The organism is Paenibacillus sp. PK4536 (assembly GCF_028594455.2).
GTDB lineage: Bacteria > Bacillota > Bacilli > Paenibacillales > Paenibacillaceae > Saccharibacillus > Saccharibacillus nuruki.
On sequence record NZ_CP126313.1, the window covers coordinates 2010852 to 2035838 of the forward strand.

Sequence of the window (24987 nt, forward strand, 5' to 3'; positions counted from 1 at the left end):
TAACCTCTTTTTTTGCTTAATCTAGTATAATAACTTTTAGATTAACAAATTTTCTCTATAAACTTATTTCATATCGTACCTATTTATATTTAACTATCACATGAAATTTTGAGGTGGAATTCCTAATCAAATATAGGATAAAGCTGATTCTTCATATAGAACGAAAGGATTTTTAACATGACAGACAATTTTTGGCGTGATTTACCGAAGCCGTTTTTTATACTGGCTCCGATGGAGGATGTGACGGATGTAGTGTTTCGTCATGTGGTGAGTGAGGCGGCTAGACCGGATGTGTTTTTTACTGAGTTTGCGAATTCGGAAAGTTACTGTCATCCTGAAGGGCATCATAGTGTGCGTGGGCGGTTGATGTTTACTGAAGATGAACAGCCGATTGTGGCTCATATTTGGGGAGATAAGCCTGAGTTTTTTCGGCAAATGAGTATTGGTATGGCAGAGCAGGGCTTTAAAGGGATCGACATCAACATGGGTTGTCCTGTACCGAATGTAGCTGAGAATGGCAAAGGGAGCGGGCTGATCTGTCGTCCTGAACTGGCAGGAGAGATTATTCAAGCAGCCAAAGCAGGCGGTCTGCCTGTGAGTGTCAAAACACGTCTTGGCTTTGCAGAAGTGGATGAGTGGCGAGATTGGCTTACCCATATTTTCAAGCAAGATATTGTGAATCTGTCGATTCATTTGCGTACTAGAGACGAAATGAGCAAAGTGCCTGCACACTGGGAACTGATTCCAGAGATCAAAAAGCTACGTGATGCAATCGCACCGAATACGCTACTTACGATCAACGGCGATATTGCTGATCGGGAAGAGGGTTTGAAGTTAGTGGAGCAGCATGGTGTAGACGGTGTAATGATCGGACGCGGGATTTTCAGTAACCCGTTTGCGTTTGAACAAGAGTCCAGAGAGCATAGTAGTACAGAGTTGCTGGATTTATTAAGGATACACATGGACTTGCATGACAAATATTCTGAAATCGAACCTCGTTCGTTCAAACCACTTCCTCGCTTTTTCAAGATTTACGTTCGTGGATTCCGTGGAGCCAGTGAGCTAAGAAATGAACTGATGAGTGCCAAGAATACCAATGAAGTACGAGCGTTGCTTGATGAGTTTGCAGCGAAGCAAGTAGATAGTGTGGAAAGTACGGTCGAAATGTAATGATACAAGCTATTTCCAGAGCTACGATCTATAATGATAAGTGATATATTTGTTCAAAATGTATAGTTATACTCTGGTAGATCAATTATATAAGGATTTACAAATACAGCCTGACAGCCATTCAACTGGTCGTCAGGCTTTCACAACATAGGAGGAAGTATGTCCTGGAGTAAATTGAAGCAAAATTTAGAAGGTTTCCTCGCTCCTGCACTACAAGGAAAAGTGGAATACCGGGCAACCAGTTATAGCTATCTGACTGGCAAATCGGGCAACTGTTATATCACAGTAGATAAGAAGAACATCTTTAATATGAATGACAAAACCAGTCCGATCACTTGGTATCAGAGTGAAATAGAAATTAAAAACGATCCGAATCTTCGCATTCCGATCAGCATGGACGAGATCGAAGCACTTCGCAAAGAAACCAATGGAGCGGTTCCTGAAGATCGGTTGAAAGTGATGGCACGTAATCGCAAAATGAACGGACTTGCCAAAGAACTGTTATCTGCGCAGACGGCACTTAGCAAATCGAACTTTACAACGACTGCGACCAAATTCTTAGCAACACCGATTGATGAAAGTCTAGAAGGGCAGGATATCTTGCTGAACATCTTGGCTTTGATGGATCGAAGAGTAGGGAAAAAGCGGATTTTGAGCATGTCAGACAGTGTTAAATTAAAGCATCCTATTGTGCAGTATTTTCATGGGTTGCGCCTTTAGACATTACGATATTCTTTTTTTGATATTACCTGAAAATAAACGATATTAAAAAAGCCACTTTACGCATTTAGCGTAGAGTGGCTCTTTTATATACATATTCGAATCGTTCCGCTTGAGATGGATAAAAAAATATCATACAAAGCAAGAAAGCAGAGAGAAGATGTATTAATCAAGTGATACAAAATATCTAACTTCTTCTCCATCCCTGCCAAATCCCACCGACTCATACAAAGTTAACGCCGATTGATTAGTCGTTAAAACAGTCAGATCGACAAAAGGAAGTTGATGATCTTGAAGATAGATCAAAGCTTGGGTCAGTAAAAATCTGGCGATTCCTTTTTTGCGCCAGGGTTCACGTACAAATACATCTTCGATCACACCATGATCTTTTTCTTGCCATACCATCAATCCACCAACGATAGTTGACGATTGTTTGACAATCATAGATGTCCATAAAGCATTACTTTTATGTTCAGACAGGGATGCTAATCCTAATGGAGCGTCAGGCCAAATTTCAGTATCTATTTCAAGATACTCTTTTTCTTCACTGGATGTGTTCATGCTCCAATGGGAGAATTCAAATTCTTCAGATAACGTTAATTCAGGTATGGGTTGAGTCAACTCTCTTGTCATATGATACAAGCTGTTTAGGGGACGATATCCTTTTTGAATAAAAAATTGATTGTTCGCTGTTTCTTTGGAATCATTACCTACACAAAGGATCGTTTTATACTCTGGAGGTAATGTTGATTTTAATTCTATCGCTCTTTTGAAAAGAGGGTTATATAGTTCATCTAACAAAATATAATCTTGTTGTCGCTCTGATAGGGTTTTAAGATTTATGTAGATACAATGCTTATTCTTTTCTGTACAGCCTGTAGAGATCACGCTGATAATACTGACTTGCCCTTTGGCGACTATTTTTCCATCTTCAAATGCACAATAAACGTTACTCCAATTATCTTTATCTCCCACCCACCAAAATGTTGAACCTTCTATCGTTTGCACTGATTCGTATAATTCTCCGAGCAATGGCAGGTCTTCCTGCTGAAAATGACGTATAACACGTTCAGATGATTGGCTCAACATAATACCCCTTTCAATCATAAAGAACTTTGGATTTTATAAAGCTAATGATGTAAATAATGTTAATGTCTATACTTGTAGTGACTTTTAAATCACTGTTAGCCCTCCTTCGCTTATAATAATTTAACTTAACATTAAATATATAAAATGTAAAAAAATATATTATTTCTATAGATGTATATAAATTACCCTACTCTAGACTCAAGACCTGATCACCAAAGCATTCTAATATAGAGTAGACCATCATTATACGTATAGACAAACATAAATAGGTCAAATAATCCGTCGGGGGAATCATTATTTTGAGAAAATTATCTTTTGTTATGGTCAGTATCCTGCTTATTACGGTATTGTCTGCTTGTTCGAGTATGAATCAGGCAGGTGTAGGCATGAAAACAGGTGAAAGCCAAAAAATCGAGAAATACAATTCGTATGTCATGCTCAACAATTTGATGACAGGTAGAATCAATGAGGTGTTACTTCATTACTTCGAGAAGTTTGGAACGGAGAAGAAGCCTGTTATTGAGAAGAACCTCAGCTTTATCATGCTTGATGTCCCAGCATCGCAGCGGGAAGTCATCGATCAAGCACAAGGGTATACGACAAGTAAGCCTGCTTTTGCGAGTGCTGACTCTGCGGTAACCCAACTGACACCAGTGATCAAGGATTTGTTAGCTGTCCTCGATGAAATGAAAGTTTATTATGATAGTAAAGGTTATGTCGATGATGATTTTGCTAAAGGTAAACAGCTACACACTAAGCTGATAAATACTAATCTTGCTTACGAGAAAGAAGCTAAAGCTTACTTTAAAGCTCTACAAAAAATGGATGCGGAGCAACGTCTAGTTGATTTGCAAAATTTCAAAGATTCTGACCAACAGATCCGTTACAATGCTTTGAAATTCATGATTGATGCTGAAGCTACAGCTATCGAAATGAGTGAGCAAGGGATCAATGCCAGTAACGTGTTGGAACTCGATATGAAGAAATTTAAAGCTAAATACGATCTTATGACTGCGGATTTGAATGCACTTGTAACACTTTCTAAAGACCAGAAACAGATACAAAAAGAAGGCATGAACAGCTTCAGTATTGAAAATTATGTTCATTCTGCCACAGAAGCCAAAGCAGCCGCTTCAAAAATTATTGAACGTATCAATAAAAAAGAACCTGTATCCGATTCCGATCTAAGCGGTCAGTTTTTGGATACAACCGATGGGACGCCAGAGAATTTCAATTCTCTGCTTAGTACAGCCATTGAGCGATACAATGAAATAAATTAATACGATCTAACGAATAGCAGAACACAAGCTTATACAGATTAACATATCAAAATCTCTCTTTAGAAGTAGACCATAAACGGTGTAGCTTTTGAAGAGAGATTACATACTCAAAAAGTAGGTGTAACATGAATAAATTTCAATGTCCTTGTTGTGGTTATCCTACATTAGATGAAAAAGGAAGATACGATATTTGTTGGTTATGCGATTGGGAAGATGATGGTCAAAATGATTTGGATGCAGATCGGGTAAGGGGCGGTCCTAATGCAGATTATTCACTAACAGAAGCAAGACATCATTTTAAAAACCATTATACAATGTATAGAGAAACCAACTCTGACTCAATTCAAAATCAGAAAAAGCTTTGTATTAAACAAAATGCAATTCATGAATTTGAAAAATTGAAAACTGCAAATAATAAAGTGTCTTCACAAATATGGGACAACATCAATATTCTTGAACAAAAACTAACCTGTATTTCTTACAAACATGGCACGTACGATAGTCATATTATAGAAAATAATAAAGAAGTGCTTACCTTAATTTATTCTGATGATCCCGATGCTATTGTTAGGGGATTAGTTTCTTTAGCATTATATGCAGAAGATCTAGAGTTTATCCGGGATACTATGTTGGAATACAGCCAGCACAAGCATGAGAATGTAAAAGGAATTGCCATACTAGGTTTTGGACATCTAGCGAGACGATTTGGAACAATCGACAAAGAATTAGTGCTACCTATTGTATATGCTGGATTGCAAGATGAGAGTGAAATTGTAAGAGGGCATGCTGATTCTGCTTTAAATGATATTCAAATGTTTGCTCTTTAACCCAAAGTAGATCAAAAAGGAGATTTTATGCCCCATTTGAATGGCAACAAAAAGAAAATTCGTGGATGGAAACGTAGAATTAAACATATTGAAGATTGGAAACAGCGTTATATTCATTTGGATATCGAACAATTAGAACGATATGATAGAGACTATGTAAAGTTATGGATCAATCCTTTTTATCGACTAACCAAACGCAATCCACCACTCTGGTATGCTAGATTAATCTTTGGAGCTATGATCGAAGTATATGAATCTTGGCATGAGCAATTGAAGTTATTAAATGAGCCTTTTGATTTGAAAATGTAGGTGTATGATCCTAACTTTATTTATTCACAAATCGTTGTTGCTTTTCGAGATCAGCTACACTTTTATGATCATACCTTTGAACCAAGCCCTATTGAAAAAGGTTTTCCTGTACACCTATATGGAAAAGGATTAGATATCGAAAAGTTTGAATGGAAACTTGCCATAGAAGCAGACTATTATTTATTATCTGAACTGAATGAAGATATTGTTCTAGGATTTAGAACAGAGAAAGAGGTTAAAAACATTCAAAATAAAGCATATAAACAAGAAACTATCCAATCCAATAGTAGTGAGAATCTATTGTATAGCGTTCAACTGGGAGATGTTTGGATCGGAGAGTATAAACCAAGTACATAAATAAATGATCAAATACTTGCTGACGTATAGGCTGAACATGTAGATTGAACACAGTAAAAAGAGCCACTTCGCATACTTTCTGCAAAGTGGCTCTTTTTTTATTCCTTAACTTTTAGGCGCATGACTCAAATCTACTTTTTCATTCAATCCGGGTTCGGATTTTGGATCAGAAGTTTTGCCGACTGCTTTTTTGAGCAAATGAGTGACCATTTTGGTAGCACTTCCGCTTTCCCAGTACTCGGCTGTTTCGGTATGGATTTTGATCAATAACAAGTTAGGATCGTCTGGAGATGTATCTAGGATTTTTTCGATGATTTTATTGAGCATTTCTTTTTTACGAGCAGGATCATCGACGAATTCAGCAGTTCCGCTAATCGATACATAGGATTTGCCTGCATAAGATACGTTAACACGAGGGTCTTGTAGAATATCTTCGTATTTGGATGTATCTTTTTTCGTTAGGAACCATAGGTCGCCATCAAATTCGATTTCTTGTGTTTTCATTGGACGGGATACTAGACGTCCTCCCGAAATCGTTGTAAGCATAGCTGTATCAATATCTTTAATCAGTTCTCTGACCGTTTCAATCGCTTCTGGATCTGTAGTTAAATGTTCAGACATATCATTTCCCACCTTTCCTAATCGTTGAAATGTGTATAAACAACGTTGCTAACCATTACACATAAGTAGGAGTAGATAAACGGTAGAGTTATAATTAAAATAGAAGAGAACGATCTCAGCACATGATTCACCCACTCTAAGCTATATAGATTGATTAGCACTCAATCGTGATTGGATGATATTTATAGAAATGGATGGATATTTTCAGCAAGCTATAATTTACGGTAAGTACTGTAATCTGAATGAATTAAAACAAATGTATGCTCAAGTTCTACAACAAACAAAAACGATGCAAGAGCAAATTGAAGTCTTTTGTACATTACATCAGTTCAGCATTGTTCCGTTTGTGGAAAAGAGAAACGTCCATTATGTGATTGATATGGATATTGAACATATTTATACCCCTAGATATAAGTAGAATAACTATCTAATTCGCTATTATTTCAGCACCCCACCCCGCGCTAAAATAATGTTCTCCAACCTTTGATATTCATCCGACGCTACATCTACCTCACTATTTGCTAACCGTACTTTTTTCAAATTCGGAAGTTCCATTAACAAATGAGGATCAGCAAAAGATGTTTTGCATAAATCCAACACTTCTAAACCGGTCAATGTTGCTAAGAAGTCCCACGACTTGGGTTTGAGCATGGTTACATCTAGATTTTGCAAAGTATTCATGTCTGTTAAAGGGCTTAGGTCTTTCACTTTGGTGCCCCAGATCCATAACTGTTGCAGTTGTGGGCATTGCGTACGTATATTTGCGATTGAGTGTAGCTTCGATTTTTCTAAATATAATATTTTGAGCGCAGGGCAAAGGGTAATCGGTTCTAGTTGCTCTACTAATGATCCTCGTAAACGTAGTTCTTCTATCGCTGGATGTTGATCTAGAGCGGTTAGGTCAATTACAGGAGCGAAGTTAATATCTAATACTTTAAGTCGCTGAAGCTGTGATACATAAGAAAGATCTGTTAATTTTTTGGGAGCATTGATTTTGATTTCTTCCACATTTGGAAAAATAGCAAAAGAATGAAGCGTATCTATCTCACAGCGATTGCCGTGTAGCGATACCTTTTTCACACCGGTTGCAGGAGGAATAGACGGTAACGTAGCTAGAACATCTACAGTGATGCTGATCTCTTCCAGACAAGCAGGGAGGGAAGCTGAACTATTGTAATTGTGTTTGGATAAGCTAACCGATTGTAGAGAAGTCAGCGCAGATAGCAGATCTTCTGGCAACGCTTGTTGTACATTATATAATCCTAATGATTGCAAGTTGGAGAGCCGGGCAATGACTTCGATATTACGCTTAATTTTGGTTTTGCTGACAAAAGCCAATCGTTCCAGATGACTCGCCTGATCTAAGCCGACCAGATCCGGGATCGTCAATGTACTGTTGGTTGTACCGAATTCGAGACTTTTCAGATGGGGGAATTCTTGTAGAGGTGCAAACGTCGTTATGCCTTTGAGATCTAATAATTTCAGTGTGTCTAATTCATAGACAGAACCTGAATGTTGGAACCATGTATAGTGGCAGTGATTTGCAATATATAGATTAGCTTGTTCTACAATATGATATTTAGATTGCTCGTAATCCATATTAGAACCTCCTTAAATGATGAAATATATACAGTACCTATAACGGAGCACTCAAAAATTGTTTACAGTTGCCTTCTATTTTAATCAATAATTCAGGTTGAGCCTTTATAATGAGATTTCAGAAGCAACAGAGAGAGAATAAGAACGCTATAGATAGTATAAATGAACCTAAAATAGTAGATCGATATTGCGGATATCTCTATTTTTCAGTGGGAATGAGACTTGCTTGCGATGGGTGAATACGAATGGAACGGGAACAGTTTACATTCAATTTTTAAAATATCGCTGGCATGTTTAGTGTGCCTACTACTATGTTACCGCAAAGGAGTTTTTCGATGTTAAAAGGTATCCAAAAAACGTTGTATGTGATTCTTATTTTCTTTGTCAGTTTGTTTATCGCATCTTCGTTTTTTATTCGAGCAGAGTACAATTATGTGGTATATGGAGACACACCGATGCTACAGCAACAGCATGTAGGTACATTTATACTGCTTATCATCGCACTACTGGTATTCAGTGTAATGTTATATCGTTTGTGCTTGAAGCTGAATGTATATCGCCCTAAAATTGTGATTCCACTGGTTCTTTTAGGTTCATTAGCTATTCAAGTGGCGATTATTTTTCTATTTCCCCGCTTGCCAACAGATGACTCGCAGACCGTGGTTTCTCTGGCAATGAATATGCTGTATAAAGGCGATTATTCTACATTTGGTACGACAGGGTATCTGCATATGTTTCCTTTTAATTACTCGACCGTGTTGTATATTGAAGCACTATTAGCGATGTTTCCAGATAATTATGTCACGATTAAGTTAGCTAATATTGGTTTTGCTCTTATTACGACCTTGATGATCTATCTAATCTACAAACAGCTGAATCCTAACTCCAAAGACAATGATTACGGTGTACTCGTATTTGCAGCAACGTATATTCCGTCTTTATTTATGAGCAACTTTATCTACAATGATGTGATTGCAACAACATTGCTTACGTCAGCGTTGTATTTTGGAATTCGATTTATGAAAGAAAAGTCGATCAAGTACATTATACTCGCCGCTATTTTAGTGACAATCGGGAACTATTTTAGAAGTATAGGCATTATTTTCTTACTTGCGATTGTGATCTCATTGTTTTTCCATTTCAAGCAATTAGGCTGGAAAAAAGTAATACTGTCTGTATGCTTATTTGCCGTCTTGTTCAATATTCCAAGTTGGACTCAAAATGCAATGTTACAGACCACAGGCAAAGTGCAGACTTCTACGACCACCAATGCAGCACCGATCTATATGTGGCTGAATATGGGGATTAATCTGAAAACTATTGGATTCTGGGATAACCGTGAAAGTTATAATATTTACCAGCGAGATGCGGACTACAACAAAGCAGTGAGTACTGAACTATTTAAAGAATCGATTGCTCAGAAATTATCGACAGCTAGCTTTGGCGATCTGGTACACATGTATTATAAAAAGATCATCTGGACATGGACAGAAGGTACGTATCAGATCGAAAGATACGGTATTGGCAATGATGGCTCTTCTGGTGGTCAGCGTGCTAGCTTTATTATGGGCGGTTATAGTTATCCGACAGCAGCTACCGAGCTATTTGCAGGCAATTCACTTTATCGTAGCGGGATACTCTGGGTCTTATATACAATGAATTTCTTAATGTACGGTTTTATTTTGATTCGTTTGATCGGCAGTCTACGGGCGAAGCGGTTCGATGAAGTGTCGTTGGTACTGGTGATTTTAGGATTTGTCGGTTTTTATATTTTGTGGGAAATCAAGTCTAGATATATCTATCCTGTCTATCCATTGCTGATTATTTTGTCGTATATGGGATTCAAAGATACGTATGAATGGTTGATCCAACAGGACTTTTTGCGATTACGATCTTCTGCTAGAAAGGAGTCTTAAAATGCGTAAAAAAAGATATCCTGTCTCGCTACTCCTCTTATTACTGTGCGGAATGATGGTGCTGACATCTTGTAGTGCGATTACAGCTCAACAGATACCTCTTAACAGTACAAGTACAATGGGTGGCGGGAACAATCGTAATGCTCTGCGCGGAATGATGAATGCTGATCTGATTGGCAAAATAGTCGCTGTGAACGGGAGCAAAATGACAATCGATGTGATGGAGCAAGCACAGCGTCGTTCTACAGCGTTGGATGACCATAGTGCAGTCCTGTCGAGTCCATCTAAGACGGCTACACCTAGCTCCAAACGTACACCGGATACGCATAAACCGGATACAGATCGTACTTTACCAACCGATCGATCAGACGACAGTACGTCTACTATGAGCAAAACTGGTGTAGAGAAAACGATAACGATCGGCGAAGAGGTATCTATTTCTCAAATCACAGCGATGATGCCACAGAGCAACAAAAATAATACAGCAACCACACTTAAAGTATCTGATCTTAAAGCAGGGCAGATTCTGATGATCTGGTACAAAGATAATACCAATACGGTGGAGAAAATCAGTGTGATGGATTCATAATAGATGATTGGTAACAACAGAGGGGAGCCATAAGCTCCTCTTTTTTTGTGTCTAAACATAGACTTTTAGCTAAAAAAGATTTTATCCAAAATAGAATAGTATCTCTAAAAATTCATAATTTTTCTAAATCATCCGATAATAATAAAGGTATGTAAAATGAAAAAAGGGAGTAATAGACGATGCCTATTTGGAGCAAAAAAACAGTAATGATTGGACTAGCTTGTTTATCTTTAAGTGTATTTGCAGGGTGTGGAAATGAAAAAACAGATGAGGAAAAAATTGCTGATGCTATTCGTGAAGCAGCAGGTAACCAGATTGCGAGTAATAGTGATGCTACGACTCAAGCAGAACAACCTACTGTAGAATCAAAGCTGAGCGAAATTAGAAATTTTGTAACTTCAGACATTTGGAATGATGGATTTGTAAACATCAATTCGTATACTTACAGGGGAACCAGTGCTACAGGCGACAAATTAGATATAGACTTTTTAGTAGAGCGTTTAGGTACAGCAATGGATAAGAAAACGGAATATAATACTTATGTACAAGGATTACACGATAGTAAATATGCTAATGTGAAAAAAGTATGGACGAAGCTTTCTAGTGAAACCGATGTACTTTACAAACAATTACAAACAGATCCTCCTAAAGCGAACGATTCAGACTATAATTTTGACACAGGATTGTTTGAACAATATCAAGATGCTTTTGAAAAAGATATAGACGATTTGAAAGCAAACTCATAGATATACCTATAGTCTGACAAATATAAAAGGACTACGTTAAATCGAACATGTGGAGGTGGAATAAGCATAATAGTGTGCAATTCCGCTTCTTTTTTTATAATTGTTTTGCTACCTATTCTGAGATGTATCCTATCTGTAGAAATGATAAGATAAATGTAAAATACGGGTAGTACATATTGCCAGAAAAGAGGAACCTTGTTGCCTACTATCCTTCACAACATACAGTGGAATGAGCAAGATGATCTTTTACATACGTTATTACATCCTAAATCCGATATAATTCAGCATTCGCTAGATCAAGGATTTGAAGCAGAAGTCATCAAGTTGTCATGTGCTCAAGGTGATTTGGTCTTGAAAATATGGAATCAACAGGCAAAGCCAGATGTAGAAGCACAATATCAGTTATTGCAGTTTCTTTTGGCTAAAGGGATTGCTGTATCTAAGCCGATAGGGTGGGGTATGCTTCATAATCAAGATCAAGTATTACTCACAACGTTTGACGGGACAGCACTTACCAACATGAACAAAAAGAAAATTGTTCAGACTGCTACCTTATTGTCTGCTATTCATCATGTTAAGATCACAGAAAGTGAATATGCTTTACTTCCGAAATACGGTTTTATAGATTACTTTTTTCCTGACGTAGCAATGTACACCGATATTAGCGACATACTGTATCAGGTTATGCCTATGATTACGCTAGAGCAGAATCGTGTGATTCATGGCGATTTTCATCTGGGAAATATTCTGACTACTGAAAACCGTTATACCGTAATCGATTGGACGAATGGACAATTAGGGGATGCGAGATATGATGCGGTCTGGTCGATGACATTGCAGAAAATTTATATTTCAGAGCGATATGCTGAAGTATTCCGTGATGCTTATCTAGCAGAGCACCCGATATCTGAAGAAGAATTACACATATTTGAAGCACTTGCCTGTCTCCGGTGGATATTGCTTGCTCGTCAGGGCGGGATTACGGTACAGCCACAAGCACAGCAGAATATAAAGCAAGTCATAGCTAACAATCCACTTTTGGCAGAAAGGAATTGTGAAGTGTAAAATATTCAGCCACATATGTCGTAATACATAAATATAAGATATTTTGCTTTGAAAAAATTATTTTTTTATTACTTTAGATCGCATTATAGTACTAAGATCTTATGGAGAGCTATTATAAAATGTTAGGGGAATGAAGTATGGCTTATGAATGGGAACGTTGTCCAAGATGCGATTCGGCAAAAGTTACTACAGGATCAGGATGGGGAATTGCTTGCATATTATTTTATTTTGGTGCAATGATTTGTTTTGTGATAGCTTACATAGCAGATAATAATTTAATGGTACAGCCTATAGCTTACACAATAGATAATCTGTTAATGAAACATCCTATTGCACTAGGAATAATTATTTTAATCGGGCTATTAACATTGTTTACATGTATCAAAATAATAAAGAGTGGCATGACTTCTAGGTGTGAAACTTGTAGTTACGCATGGGAACCTACAAAAATAGAAGACTAAAAATCAATTATTTAAAACCCAAACGAAATACACATAATATGATACAGTAGATATCTTCAAAGTATTTATTTTATCCAACACAAAGGGAGTACACATGAACAATTACAAATTAATCATCCAATACGATGGTGGGCGTTATAAAGGGTGGCAACGGCTTGGAGATAGCGACAATACAGTGCAAGGTAAGATTGAAAAAGCCATCTCTGTACTGGTCGATCAACCGATTGAAATTATAGGTTCTAGCCGTACCGATGCTGGGGTACATGCACTACATCAAGTCGCACATTTTAAAATCAAAGAAGATTTGCCAGAGTCCAAAATTTTTAACTTTTTGAATCATTATTTACCAGCAGATATCAGCATTACAGAAGTATCTAAAGTCGACGATCGGTTTCATGCACGTTATCATGCGACTAACAAAACGTATATTTATAAAATATGGAACGAAGCGTATAGCCATCCTTTTATGCGGAAGTACAGTATGCATGTTCCCAAAAAGCTAGATATTGCTAAAATGAAAGAGGCTTGTGCTCATTTTCTGGGAGAACATGATTTTGCAGTCTATTCTAATGCCAAGTCGAAGAAAAAAGATACATTACGTACCATCTACACATTAGATGTCGAGGTAGTGGATGGATTTGTACAATTCCGTGTATCTGGAAATGGATTTCTATACAACATGGTACGCAAAATGGTCGGTACACTGATCGAAGTAGGATTAGGAGAAAAGCAAGCTTCAGATATTCCGACGATTTTGCTATCTAAAGAAAAGCTACAAACTGGTGGTATGGCAGATGCAGAAGGGCTTTATTTAGAGCAGATTCAATTCAAGTCAGAATAGATAAATATTTAAAAACCACACCCAGTTTCTTTATATGACATTCCGCCAAAATCGTATAAAACAATGCAGAAATAATATCATATAACAATAAGGAAGTAGACTTGAAAAGGTCTACTTTTTTTCGTAATAAGGTATCTATCTTTTAGTGATAATAGTAGTTGTATTTCATTACATATTCCCTTACAATTTGTTGAAGCAATTCTGTAATGCGTTAATGTATGTCACAGCGAATACATTTACAGCCATATTATAATTGTTGTACATAATGAACACAGTTGAAAGGGAGCGTTTTGTTTGGAAACGAAACAATTAACTAGAGGTCTCAAAACACGCCATATTGAGCTGATTGCACTCGGAGGAACGATAGGTGTCGGTCTATTTATGGGATCAGCCAGTACGATTCAATGGGCAGGGCCTTCTGTGCTGTTGGCGTATTTGGTAGCAGGTGTAATTATGTTATTTGTGATGCGAATGATGGGTGAAATGTTAATCGTTGAACCGGTCACAGGTTCGTTTGCAACATTTGCTCACAAATATATCAGTCCATTGGCTGGATTTTTAACGGCATGGAGTTACTGGTTTTTATGGGTAACGGTGGGGATGGCGGAAGTTACTGCTATAGGTATTTATGTAGGGTACTGGTTCCCGGAGATTCCACAGTGGATTCCAGCATTAGCTGGTGTCGGCATTATTGCGGCAGCCAATCTAGCGGCTGTTAAGTTTTATGGAGAATTTGAATTCTGGTTTGCGATGATTAAAGTGGTTGCGATTAGTGCAATGCTTGTGATCGGCACAGGCATGATCTTTTTTGGACTGGGCAATGGCGGTGTACCAATCGGGTTATCTAATCTGTATGTACATGGCGGATTTTTTGCTGGCGGGTTAAAAGGATTCTTATTCGCCTTATGTATTGTGACAGCGGCATATCAGGGAATCGAGATGATCGGGATTACCGCAGGGGAAGCAGAAAATCCTAAAGTAACACTGAAAAAATCAATTAAAAATATTATCTGGCGGATACTGATTTTCTATGTAGGTGCAATCTTCGTTATTGTCACAATCTATCCTTGGAATGAAGTAGGTACGACAGGAAGCCCATTTGTTTTGACATTTGCCAAAGTAGGTATTGTAGCGGCAGCAGGTATTATTAACTTTGTAGTGCTTACCGCAGCGATGTCTGGTTGTAATAGCGGGATCTATAGTGCAGGTCGTATGCTGTATACACTAGCGCAAAATAAACAAGCGCCACCATTTTTTGCTAAAATTTCGAAAAGCGGTGTACCACGTAACAGTATTATGACAACAATCGCTTTACTGTTGGTAGGCGTTCTGTTCAATTACTTATTTCCAGATTCCAAATTATTTTTGTACATTTATAGTGCCAGTATTTTACCAGGCATGGTTCCGTGGTTAGCCATGGCATTCAGCCAGTTCAAGTTTCGCAAAAAATGGAAAAATGATATCCACGAACATCCATTTAAATCGTTATTTTTCCCGGTCAGTAATTATATCGTGATTATCTTCTTATCGCTGGTGCTGATCGGCATGTGGTTTAACCCGGATACGCACAATTCATTAATCGTCGGCATTGTGTTTATTGCGATTGTGATCGTTAGTTATTATGTGTTTCGAATTGGGAAGAAATCGGATCAGCGGATAGATTGAGGTAAACATATAAAATGATAAAAGCACCTATCTTTTTCTATAGTATTAGAAAAAGATAGGTGCTTTTTATTGTTCGAAAGCTACCTTTCCAAATTAGTTTAAATGGAAATTTATTATCCATTAATAAATCAAAAATGTAATTAATTTGAAAAAATAAAAAGAATATGATAATGTTTTCTTATCGGCCGATAAATAAAATCACGATAAGGAGTTTCAATATGTTGAAAAATAATTTTATTTTAAACAAGAAAATTATAGCTAGTATGTTGGTAGCAATTCTTTTAGTGATAAGTATTTTATCTTATCAAGCCAAAGTAAATGCGGCTACAAGCGCAACTGATAATGAACTAAGTCGTGTTAATAATGATACTGAAATCGCACAAATGTTATATTCTAAGATAGAAAATAACGGTTATCTAAAACAAACTGAGAAAGTAATACTTAATTATTCTTCAAAACTAAAATTTGATCATGCTAACAAACATATTATGAAAGTAGAAAATAATAAAAGTACCGCCTATTTTGTATACTATCCTATTTTAGGAGAAGCTAAAGATAGCAATTATATAATTGTTATGGATGCTGAAGGTAACAAAATCGAAGAACAACTTTTAATGGGATTAAATGAAACTATAGGCAAAGTACACGCTATTTATTTAGTAAATGGAGTAAAAAAATTAGATGGAATTATTAACTTTCAAGGAGATTTTGTTTCTGGATCTCAAGTAACAAGTACTGGAAAAGTTATTGATCTTTCTACTCCTTCGTCAAGTACGTTAGGGTTTTGGTCTTGTTTAAATGATTGTCTTGCTTCTAAAGGAGTTGCAGCTTGGGCAATAACTGCTTTAGGAATAATTTGTGCAGGAGGATGTGCTGCTACAGCAGGAGTAGGTTGTTTAGCATGTTTAGCTGCTGCAGATATAGGCGCTGGAACTGTAGTAGGACTTTGCACATCACAGTGTAGTTAAAATTTGCTTAGAACTTTTTCTGTAAGATTTTGGAGGTTTATATGCGTAAAAAGAATATATTTTTAGGATTTTTAATTGTGTCAGTAGTTGCATTATCTATTTTTTTTCTAGTAAAACCTGTTCCAGTTCTTAAAGCATCACAGTTAAATAGCGATATTCCAGAAGTTGTTAAAGCTTACCATTACGCTGAAAAATATCCTAAGATTTTTAAAGAAGCATCTTGTTATTGTGGTTGTATGAAAGAAGAACATCATAAATATCTTTACGATTGCTTTACTTCTAAACATGGGGAAAATTGTGGGATATGTATTCAGGAAGCATTGTTTATCGGAGAGTTAAAAGATAAGAATGAAACAAATCAAAAGATACTCACTGAGCTCAAAAGTAAATATGAATAGGAGGTAAACGTAATGTTTAACAAAAATATGATTATAGTATTTGCTGTTTTAGGAGTCTGCCTAATTTTAGTAGGCACTACAGCGCAACATATATTTCAATACGCGCCATTAGTAGGTTGGATAGGTGGTTTAGTATTTTTGCTAATTGCTACTTTTTTAGTTTCAAAAAGAACTATTAATCATTCACGCAAAAATTAAATATTAAATAGGATAAAGCCAATATCTAATTATATTGGCTTTATTTTATTATCATACTGAAATATGTTTGAAGATAAGCTATCACGGTTACATAGAAAAAGAGCTCATTAATTTCCAGAACGACCAATATAAACATCATCTCAGAGGAGGAAATTCAATCATGGCTGACCAATATCAAAAGCAAGATCCAACGACTCAACATCCTAAGGCAAATGAAGACTGGCAACAAAAACAACCAGAACCTGGTTTGCAAAAAGATATGACTCCACTTCCAGATTCTGGAGAAACGAGTTATCGTGGTACAGGTCGCTTAACAGGACGCAAAGCTTTAGTCACAGGAGCAGATAGTGGTATCGGACGCGCAGCAGCAATCGCTTTTGCTCGTGAAGGTGCAGACGTTGTAATTTCTTATCTACCTGAAGAAGAAGCAGATGCTCAAGAAGTCGTGAAATTGATCGAAGAAGCAGGTCAAAAAGCATATGCAATGCCTGGCGATCTTAAAGATGAGCAATACTGTGAACAATTGATCGAAGACACTGTAGCTAAATTAGGTGGAATCGATATTCTAGCTAATGTAGCAGGTAAACAGCAGTTCGTAGAATCGATTGCTGATCTAACCACAGAACAATTTGATGCTACATTCAAAACAAACGTATATTCTCTATTCTGGTTGTGCAAAGCAGCGATTAAGCATATGCAACCAGGTAGTTCAATTATTAATACATCATCGATCCAAGCGTACTCTCCTTCACCAGGATTGCTGGATTATGCAACAACTAAAGGTTCAATCAATGTATTCAGTAAAGCACTGGCACAACAAGTTGGTGAAAAAGGTATCCGTGTCAACGTGGTAGCACCAGGTCCAGTATGGACACCGCTACAAGTGGCAGGTGGACAACCAACAGAAGCATTGAAAGAATTCGGTTCTAACACACCACTTGGACGTGCAGGACAGCCGGTAGAAATGGCTCCAGCGTATGTATTCTTAGCTAGCCAAGAATCTAGCTATGTGAGTGGCGAGACGATCAATGCTAACGGTGGTATGGTTAGTCCATAACTCGTTGACTATACTCATAACTACAACCATATTATAGATACGAAGAGGGGCATACAGCCTCTCTTTTTTTGTTTTGGCATCATAGAATGATATGATAAGAAGTAAAATCCTATATTTTATAGTAGAAAAGAGAATGTCTATGAAAATACAATTCGATGAGCGCACAATTGAATTTAATGTGCAATATAGCAAGCGTACGAAGATATCGATTCAGCTTGAAACGATTGGGCTTATTACAGTCAAAGCTCCTAATGGAACCCCGGAAGAAGATATTTTGCGGGTGATGGAGCGAAATAAGCAATGGCTGTTGGATAATACAAGTAAGCTAGATGAAGCTAAAGCGAATGCGGTTCCTCAAGCCAAAGAATATGAAGAACAAGGGCAGTTTTTATATTTAGGGAAAAAGTATTTTTTGCATGAGCTTATTGAGGTTGGCGATGCCAGTGAAGAAGAATTACGCCAGAAGCTGAAAAAGTTTTATTTTACCAGTTGTAAAAAAATTGTTCTCGAACGTATTGAAGGCTACCAGAAGCAACTACGGGTAAAGCCAAAAAGTATCGATATCGAAGAATCGACCACCAAATGGGGAAGTTGTCATTCGAGCAAAAAAATCACGTTTAATTACCGCCTTGCTATGGCTCCGATAGAAGTGATCGATTATGTAATTGTGCACGAACTTTGTCATTTACTTCATATGAACCATGATCGTTCTTTCTGGAGAAAATTAGGCAGTATTATGCCAGATTACAAAGACAAAGAAGAGTATCTAGCAAGACATGGACAGCATATGACACTTTAGTTTTTTAAGTTGAAAAGGGTAATCTCACCTGTACATTTAAATCAAAGGAGTCGGAACATGATATTACATTCAGAACATTTAACGATTAAACCACTTGTGAAAGAAGATATAGCTTCATTGCTTGCTTTAGAGGTGAACAATAGAGAATTTTTCAAAGCTTTCGCTGGCACACGTAATGAATTCTTCTATACATACGAAGGTCAAGCTGAACGAGTTCACCGCTTTTTAGAATCTAGCGAACAAGATACAAGCTATTGTTTTCTGATTTTTCTCAAAGATACAGATACTGTAATCGGCGAAGTGATTTTGTCTGAAGTGGTACGAGGTAATCTACAAAGTGGTTGGATCGGATACTTTCTCGATCAAACCTACAATGGTAAAGGATATATGAGTGAAGCTGTAAAAGTGATCGTGCAACACGCATTTAGTGAATTGGGATTACATCGTATCGAAGCAGGTGTCATGCCTCACAATATTGGATCGATCAAAGTATTGTTAAAAGCAGGATTTACTAAAGAAGGCATTGCTCGTAAAAATGTGAAAATTGATGGCGTCTGGCAAGATCATATCACGCTCGCTATTATTGAAGAAGATTTACAAAAATAACTTTAAAGAAAAGCTATACACTTCACAAATGATATGAATATTAATTTCAATTAAAAAACTCTGATGGATAAAATTAGTATATAATAAAAGGTAATACTAATATGATATCTGGGAGATGTTGAATTTGGAAAAGCTGATGGAAACTTACATAGATCAGGTTTCTAACCAATTTCAAGAGTGTGTGTACAACGTATTGAAGCAACTCCATGAAGTCGTAGGGGTGAATATCGATATTTTGAAAGAGCATAACTCGGAGGAATTGTTAGCAGATATGTTTCGTAGAGGATATTATATCGAGACAGTCACCGATCATTGGAAAGATGAACATCAGACGGTGTATTACCATTTAAAGTGTGAACATGAAATTATATTATCTGGTCGAATCATCTGGAGAGTGGAAGGGTATCATACTCATTTTTTAGCGGATTTGGGTAAGAAAGTGGATGGTATCTGGACAAGTATCGATGAATTAGAATTGGAAGAATTGTAAACAGAACAAAGGCAAGCTTGCGGATATATTAACCGTAGCTTGCCTTTGTTGTTTTATTATTTTAAGATGTTTTACCGACTACGCTTGATCCACTCTTCGTGATTTTGTAATTAACAACATCACCATTCCAGAAGTAGAATTTGAGTAGAACTTCGCCATCGTTGGTTTCTTTGAAAAAGTCTGGTGTTAATTTGATCACGTTGGCACTATAATCCGGGCTGAAAGCTGTTGCGAATTCTTTATAAGATGTCCAGTTCTGTGGACCTGCATTTCCACCACTTGTATACGTAGCTTCCATTGTCGCTAGCTGATTACCATTGAAAGTCGTAGGGATAGCAAATGAACTGGTTGTGCCTGTTGTAGCACTCACTTTCGGTGTATCATACGAGATCACATTAAAGTTCCAGTTGGCACCTTTGTTAAATTTAGCTGTTAGTGTAGCATTGACTCCTAATTTACCTGAAGCCAGCAACTTGGTCACTAGACTGGATTTGATAACAAGGGTATCTCCACTGATCGTATAATCGGTACCTTTAACAAGTGTAGTACTACCATTGGAAAGGGAACTGAATGTATTACCATTGAGATTCAATTTCACTGTTTTGTCTTGGATTGCTGCTCCTTTTTTGAAGTACAATAGGTCAGTCTCAGCAGTAGAAGAACGTCCTGTCCAACCTGCTTTCATCACATTATATAGTTCAGGATCTGACCATTTGTAGGCTGTACGGCTAAAGTGCTGTCCGTTATCCCATAGCATCGTGGTCATGTTTTTTTGACGTACATAGTTAGAAAAGAATTCAAAGAATTTCAGTTTTTCGCCTTGTTCGATAACGCCTGTATTTTTGTCGAAGCCGAGCAATCCGAATTCGCCAATAACGACTGGAATGCCTTTAGCAACAAATGAGTTGTAGACACGATCAAAGGTATCTGTGATATCTTTTTGCGTATCTGCTTCAAATTTGGTATAGCCAGCAATATTTACACTGAACGGCCAGAAGCCATAATAGTGAACCGTAGCAATAATGTTAGGATCTTTTAATTTAGCAATCGTCTGGGATAGTGCATCCAGATCTGCTTGTGTTGAAGAAGTAGCTAGAGTAGGAAGAACAATTGCACGTGTTGCATTATTTCCACCGGATGCTCTTACGATTTTGTGGAAAGAAGTATTTAGCTCATCTAGCAATTTGTAAGCTGTAGCAGGATCGGTTGTTCCGCCTTCTGTAAAGCGAGGTTCGTTAATACTTTCAAACATCAACTTACTAGAAGAAGCTTTGAAGCGATCTGCAATCTGTGTCCATACCGCATTGTAACGGGCAAGTACAGCATCATGATCTCGTCCCATATAACTTGTCCATAACCAGGAATCATGATGGATATTGATCATGACATATAGATTCGCATCCAATGCCCAATTCACTACTTCTTGTACACGATTCATGTAAGCAGCATCAATTGTATAGTTAGGTGCACTGCCTGTATGTTGATCCCAGGTCACAGGAATACGAATACTTTTGTATCCTTGATTGGCAATCTGTTGAATCAATTCTTTGGTGACACGAGGGTTACCCCATGAAGTCTCATCTGCCCCTGTAGCATCCAGGGAATTCCCTAAATTCCAACCCGGTTGCATCGCACTGACATATGATTGAATACTTGTTGTCGCAGCAGATAAAGATTGTTCTTCATCAGAAGCGGCTGAAGCCATTGAAGAAGAAAATAAAGAAAGGAACATAGCCGCAATCACAGTTAAAGAAAGATACGATTTGGATTTACGTTTCATTAATAAAGTCTCCTTTGTGAAAGTTATGGACAATCTGTAAACGTAATGATCTGTACATCTTGAAAACAAACAAACGTTTTCTTTGACAAACAGTCGTTGCAGAAACAGGTTATATAGGTAGAAGAAATGTTGTAAGCGATACCACCTCCTGTTAAATTAGTAATGAAAGCGTTTTCTAAAGTGTAATATAGCATTGATTGTAGAAACAAAATACCATAAAAATTGGTAATAAATTCATACAAAAATTAGTGATTTTACCTATTTTAGAGCGAAAAATAAGATGCTAAAATAGCAAAACTAACTTGCAAATAATGTAAATATAAGGATAAGGAAAGAAAATATGAAGATATGGAGCAGAACACTATTGACATGTGACACTGTGTCACATTATAATTGTTTATGTAATTTTTTACACTTGAAATAATATGATATGAACCAAAATGCTCAATTTGGAGTGAATCCATGCCTACTCAGACTTTTTTTAATTTGCCTAAGGAAAAACGGAAAGTGTTAATCGATGCAGCGTTCAAAGAATTTTCTAGAGCTTCGCTAGCAGATGCTTCTATTGCGAACATTATCAAAGAAGCTTGTATTCCTAGAGGAAGTTTTTATCAATATTTTGAGGATAAAGCAGATATTTTCTTTTATATTTTGGAAGAGTATAACAAGCACAATCGAGAGAAAGTGTTGTTGCTACTTAAAGAAAATGACGGTGATATTTTTATTGCTTTTAATGAATTTTTCAAAATGATGCTAGAACGATTTCAGCACCACGAATATCGCTATTTTGCTCAAAATATCTTTTTGAATATGAGTTATAAAGTAGAACATCGATTAGCACTGAATGTGAATGAACCGGCGGCCAAAGAACGTACCAATGAATTTATCCGCTCGATCAATCGAAGTCGTCTCAACGTAGCTGATGAAAAGGAAGTTCTTCATTTGACTAAAATTATTGTAGCGATCACGATTCAGAATTTTATCCGCTTTTTTGCAAAAGAAGTACCGTTGGATGAAATTATTGGCTACTACGAGTTGGAATTAGATTTATTGAAGCGAGGCTTGAGTATCGACAAATAAGGAATAGAGATGACTTGTTAAATTAGAAATCATCTTATTCCTTGTCTTTGTGTGCTTGGAGAAGAAGGGCATAATGACTGTAAGATTGACGTTCATAACAAGTATGTTTAAGAGTGCTTGTTGTAACAATAAAAAAAGTTGAACTACAGGGGTGGAGTAAGTGAGAAGGAAGATTGTATTGTCAATTCTCATCGTGTTACTAGTTATTAGCGGTGGCACGTTAGGTTATTATTACTGGTATCAAGGAACTCATTTTGTCAAAACAGAAGATGCTCGTATTTCAGCAACACAATACAAAGTAATGCCACAGATTACAGCTGAACTCAATCATATTGATGTTGAAGAAGGCGATGTACTGAAACAAAACGAACCGATTGCAGAGCAAGATGTATCTGGTCTAGATTCTAGCATGATTAGCAAATCGGTATTACGTGCTCCTATTGATGGCACAGTGCTCAAAATTTATTCCAAAGAACATGAGATTGGTACACCTAGTTCTCCTGTAGCGATTATGGCAGATATGAATGATCTATATGTATCAAGCAATATTGAAGAAACAGATATTAATCGTATTAAACCAGGTCAAGTGGTTGATGTCTCGTTAGATGCAGATGGAGACTACACGATTCAAGGTAAAATTCGCAAAATTGGTGAAGCGTCTAACTCGGTCTTTGCTAATATTGCGGCAACCAATACAAGTGGTAATTTTAACAAAGTCACACAACGTATTCCTGTAGAGATTGCTCTGAATGTACCGAAAGACATGAAATTGATTCCTGGAACAAATGTGGTTGTGAAAATTCATACATCGTAAGGAGAGGTTTATGTGGCTGACACTGTTGTTGCCGCCGCTCCTCCCGCAGATTCGCCCAGAGAACGCTGGCTTGCTTTTATCGCAATTATATTAGGAGCTTTTGTCGCTATTTTGAATAACAGTCTGATCAATGTAGCGATTCCTCAGTTGACCACAGATTTAGGATCAACAACGTCACGGATTCAATGGGTGATTACCGGCTATACTCTCGCATCAGGAATAATTGTTCCGATCACGGGATTTATGGAGCAGCGCATTGGTTATAAGAAATTTTTGATCGCTGCACTTAGTGTGTTTACATTAGGAACAGCATTTTGTATTTTTGCATGGAGTGATTCGTCGTTAATCGCTGCACGTATTTTGGCAGGATTAGGTGGCGGTGTAATTATGCCGCTAAGTATGACGATCGTATATAAAATTATGCCACGTGAACAGATCGGTATGGCACTTGGGATCTGGGGCGTAGCTGCAATGGCTGCACCTGCTATCGGTCCTACACTGAGTGGATACTTGATTGAATGGTTTAACTGGCGGTTCCTATTTATCGTCTGTATTCCTGTCGCGTTATTCGCTATTTTGATGGTAATCGTATTGATCAAAGAACCGCCTAAAGGCGCTAGAGTTAAGTTCGACTTAGCTGGATTTTTACTAGCAGCTACTTGTGCAGGAACATTGCTTTACGCACTATCTAGCGGTTCAAGCGATGGTTGGAGTTCTTTCAAAATTGTAGGATTATTTTTCGTCGCTTTCTGGTCATTGGTCTTTTTGATTTTTGTCGAAAGTGGCAAAGACAATCCAGTTATCGATATTTCTTTATTTAAAAATTATAAATTTACGATTAGTGTGATCACTTCAAGTTTTGTCATGATGGGGCTGTATGGAGGAACATTCTTATCTCCATTATTTTTACAAAATATTCAGTCCGTCTCGCCTGTGCATACAGGGATTATCTTATTACCGCAAGCGATCGCTATGGCTGTGATGATGCCGATTGCTGGTAAATTATTTGATAAAATTGGGATTGTACCGATTGCATTATTTGGCTTAACACTAACAAGCTTAATGACATATCATCTACACACACTGACTCCGGATACTTCACATCTATGGCTACAAGTGGTATTGATGTTCCGTGGTATGGGAATTGGGATCTGTATGATGCCTTTATCAACAGTAGGGATGAATGCTGTTGCACCGGAAAAAGTAGGTAAAGCATCGACGGCATCTAATCTAGTCCGTACGATAGCAGGTTCAATGGCAATTGCGATTTTGACGTTCTTAATGCAAAGTCGTACTGCTCTACATTCGCAACAAATCTCAGAATCGATCACACTCGATGGTGCACAATCGCTTCAATCGACATTGGGAAGCTCATGGGCGACCATTACCTCAGGGTTGATTACCCTTGATGCCTATTCTAGAGGGATAGCTGATACCTTCTTAGTATCATCAATTCCGCTATTTTGCTCGATTCCATTTATATTCTTATTTATTAGTCGACGTAAAGGTGTCAAAGCGATCAAAGAATAATCATATCCATAG

Annotated in this window: 27 protein-coding genes; 23 read left to right on the forward strand and 4 right to left on the reverse strand. The window is 37.3% G+C overall.

What is annotated here, in order from left to right; genetic code table 11:
* Nucleotides 1-177 precede the first annotated feature (177 nt).
* On the forward strand, nt 178-1170 hold the full coding sequence (locus PO903_RS09160) for a tRNA dihydrouridine synthase (RefSeq protein WP_273593211.1): 993 nt from the start codon (nt 178-180) through the stop codon (nt 1168-1170).
* 159 nt (nt 1171-1329) lie between these two features.
* The gene (locus PO903_RS09165; protein WP_273593212.1) at nt 1330-1890 is read left to right on the forward strand and encodes an SF0329 family protein; all 561 of its coding nucleotides are present in this window, start codon (nt 1330-1332) and stop codon (nt 1888-1890) included.
* Nucleotides 1891-2055: 165 nt separating this feature from the next.
* Here the strand turns inward: PO903_RS09165 and PO903_RS09170 are convergent, their stop codons facing one another.
* Complete coding sequence (locus tag PO903_RS09170; protein WP_273593213.1) at nt 2056-2979, reverse strand: GNAT family N-acetyltransferase; 924 nt, start codon at nt 2977-2979, stop codon at nt 2056-2058.
* 299 nt (nt 2980-3278) lie between these two features.
* Between PO903_RS09170 and PO903_RS09175 the strand changes: the two genes are divergently transcribed.
* The 4 genes from PO903_RS09175 (at nt 3279) to PO903_RS09190 (ending at nt 5752) form a co-directional block, all read left to right on the forward strand.
* The gene (locus tag PO903_RS09175; protein WP_273593214.1) at nt 3279-4259 is read left to right on the forward strand and encodes a YiiG family protein; all 981 of its coding nucleotides are present in this window, start codon (nt 3279-3281) and stop codon (nt 4257-4259) included.
* Between the two features lie 125 nt (nt 4260-4384).
* Nucleotides 4385-5086: a CPCC family cysteine-rich protein gene (locus tag PO903_RS09180; protein WP_273593215.1), complete on the forward strand. Its 702-nt coding sequence runs from the start codon at nt 4385-4387 to the stop codon at nt 5084-5086.
* Nucleotides 5087-5113: 27 nt separating this feature from the next.
* Nucleotides 5114-5395, forward strand: coding sequence for a hypothetical protein (locus PO903_RS09185; protein ID WP_273593216.1), 282 nt, complete (start codon nt 5114-5116; stop codon nt 5393-5395).
* The gene (locus PO903_RS09190) at nt 5396-5752 is read left to right on the forward strand and encodes a hypothetical protein (protein WP_273593217.1); all 357 of its coding nucleotides are present in this window, start codon (nt 5396-5398) and stop codon (nt 5750-5752) included.
* Nucleotides 5753-5857: 105 nt separating this feature from the next.
* On the opposite strand, the gene PO903_RS09195 is transcribed toward PO903_RS09190, so the two are convergent.
* Both PO903_RS09195 and PO903_RS09200 read right to left on the reverse strand, forming a co-directional pair.
* Nucleotides 5858-6373: a pyridoxamine 5'-phosphate oxidase family protein gene (locus tag PO903_RS09195; RefSeq protein WP_273593218.1), complete on the reverse strand. Its 516-nt coding sequence runs from the start codon at nt 6371-6373 to the stop codon at nt 5858-5860.
* Nucleotides 6374-6811: 438 nt separating this feature from the next.
* Nucleotides 6812-7972, reverse strand: a complete 1161-nt coding sequence (locus PO903_RS09200; RefSeq protein WP_273593219.1) for a leucine-rich repeat domain-containing protein — start codon at nt 7970-7972, stop codon at nt 6812-6814.
* Nucleotides 7973-8307: 335 nt separating this feature from the next.
* On the opposite strand from PO903_RS09200, the gene PO903_RS09205 reads away from it, so the two are divergent.
* From PO903_RS09205 to PO903_RS09270, 14 genes are all read left to right on the forward strand, one after another.
* Nucleotides 8308-9888 carry a glycosyltransferase family 39 protein gene (locus PO903_RS09205; RefSeq protein WP_273593220.1) on the forward strand — a complete coding sequence of 527 codons (1581 nt, stop codon included), beginning with the start codon at nt 8308-8310 and terminating at the stop codon, nt 9886-9888.
* A gap of 1 nt (nt 9889) precedes the next feature.
* Nucleotides 9890-10477 carry a hypothetical protein gene (locus PO903_RS09210; RefSeq protein ID WP_273593221.1) on the forward strand — a complete coding sequence of 196 codons (588 nt, stop codon included), beginning with the start codon at nt 9890-9892 and terminating at the stop codon, nt 10475-10477.
* 179 nt (nt 10478-10656) lie between these two features.
* Nucleotides 10657-11223, forward strand: a complete 567-nt coding sequence (locus PO903_RS09215) for a hypothetical protein (RefSeq protein WP_273593222.1) — start codon at nt 10657-10659, stop codon at nt 11221-11223.
* A 198-nt stretch (nt 11224-11421) separates the two neighbouring features.
* Nucleotides 11422-12288, forward strand: coding sequence for a phosphotransferase (locus tag PO903_RS09220; RefSeq protein WP_069326847.1), 867 nt, complete (start codon nt 11422-11424; stop codon nt 12286-12288).
* A gap of 137 nt (nt 12289-12425) precedes the next feature.
* Nucleotides 12426-12749: a hypothetical protein gene (locus tag PO903_RS09225; protein ID WP_273593223.1), complete on the forward strand. Its 324-nt coding sequence runs from the start codon at nt 12426-12428 to the stop codon at nt 12747-12749.
* A gap of 94 nt (nt 12750-12843) precedes the next feature.
* On the forward strand, nt 12844-13590 hold the full coding sequence (gene truA / locus PO903_RS09230) for a tRNA pseudouridine(38-40) synthase TruA (RefSeq protein WP_273593224.1): 747 nt from the start codon (nt 12844-12846) through the stop codon (nt 13588-13590).
* Between the two features lie 294 nt (nt 13591-13884).
* Complete coding sequence (locus PO903_RS09235; RefSeq protein ID WP_137221393.1) at nt 13885-15255, forward strand: amino acid permease; 1371 nt, start codon at nt 13885-13887, stop codon at nt 15253-15255.
* Nucleotides 15256-15473: 218 nt separating this feature from the next.
* Nucleotides 15474-16223 (forward strand): hypothetical protein, encoded by a 750-nt coding sequence (locus tag PO903_RS09240; RefSeq protein WP_273593225.1) that lies wholly within the window; start codon nt 15474-15476, stop codon nt 16221-16223.
* 41 nt (nt 16224-16264) lie between these two features.
* On the forward strand, nt 16265-16621 hold the full coding sequence (locus PO903_RS09245) for a PCYCGC motif-containing (lipo)protein (RefSeq protein WP_273593226.1): 357 nt from the start codon (nt 16265-16267) through the stop codon (nt 16619-16621).
* A gap of 12 nt (nt 16622-16633) precedes the next feature.
* Nucleotides 16634-16819 (forward strand): hypothetical protein, encoded by a 186-nt coding sequence (locus PO903_RS09250; protein WP_273593227.1) that lies wholly within the window; start codon nt 16634-16636, stop codon nt 16817-16819.
* A gap of 160 nt (nt 16820-16979) precedes the next feature.
* Entirely contained in the window at nt 16980-17876 is an 897-nt protein-coding gene (locus PO903_RS09255; RefSeq protein ID WP_273593228.1) for an SDR family oxidoreductase, read from the forward strand.
* 139 nt (nt 17877-18015) lie between these two features.
* Nucleotides 18016-18675, forward strand: coding sequence for a M48 family metallopeptidase (locus PO903_RS09260; RefSeq protein ID WP_273593229.1), 660 nt, complete (start codon nt 18016-18018; stop codon nt 18673-18675).
* Between the two features lie 57 nt (nt 18676-18732).
* Nucleotides 18733-19281, forward strand: a complete 549-nt coding sequence (locus PO903_RS09265) for a GNAT family N-acetyltransferase (RefSeq protein WP_137221383.1) — start codon at nt 18733-18735, stop codon at nt 19279-19281.
* Nucleotides 19282-19405: 124 nt separating this feature from the next.
* Nucleotides 19406-19771, forward strand: coding sequence for a hypothetical protein (locus tag PO903_RS09270; protein WP_273593230.1), 366 nt, complete (start codon nt 19406-19408; stop codon nt 19769-19771).
* A gap of 61 nt (nt 19772-19832) precedes the next feature.
* Here the strand turns inward: PO903_RS09270 and PO903_RS09275 are convergent, their stop codons facing one another.
* Nucleotides 19833-21551: a cellulase family glycosylhydrolase gene (locus PO903_RS09275; RefSeq protein ID WP_273593231.1), complete on the reverse strand. Its 1719-nt coding sequence runs from the start codon at nt 21549-21551 to the stop codon at nt 19833-19835.
* A gap of 462 nt (nt 21552-22013) precedes the next feature.
* Here PO903_RS09275 and PO903_RS09280 point away from each other — a divergent pair, with 462 nt between their 5' ends.
* The 3 genes from PO903_RS09280 (at nt 22014) to PO903_RS09290 (ending at nt 24975) form a co-directional block, all read left to right on the forward strand.
* The gene (locus PO903_RS09280; protein ID WP_069326838.1) at nt 22014-22631 is read left to right on the forward strand and encodes a TetR/AcrR family transcriptional regulator; all 618 of its coding nucleotides are present in this window, start codon (nt 22014-22016) and stop codon (nt 22629-22631) included.
* 160 nt (nt 22632-22791) lie between these two features.
* Entirely contained in the window at nt 22792-23445 is a 654-nt protein-coding gene (locus PO903_RS09285) for an HlyD family secretion protein (RefSeq protein WP_069326837.1), read from the forward strand.
* Nucleotides 23446-23457: 12 nt separating this feature from the next.
* A complete protein-coding gene (locus tag PO903_RS09290; protein ID WP_069326836.1) occupies nt 23458-24975 on the forward strand; it encodes a DHA2 family efflux MFS transporter permease subunit in 1518 nt (505 codons plus the stop codon).
* The last annotated feature ends 12 nt before the right edge of the window (nt 24976-24987 follow it).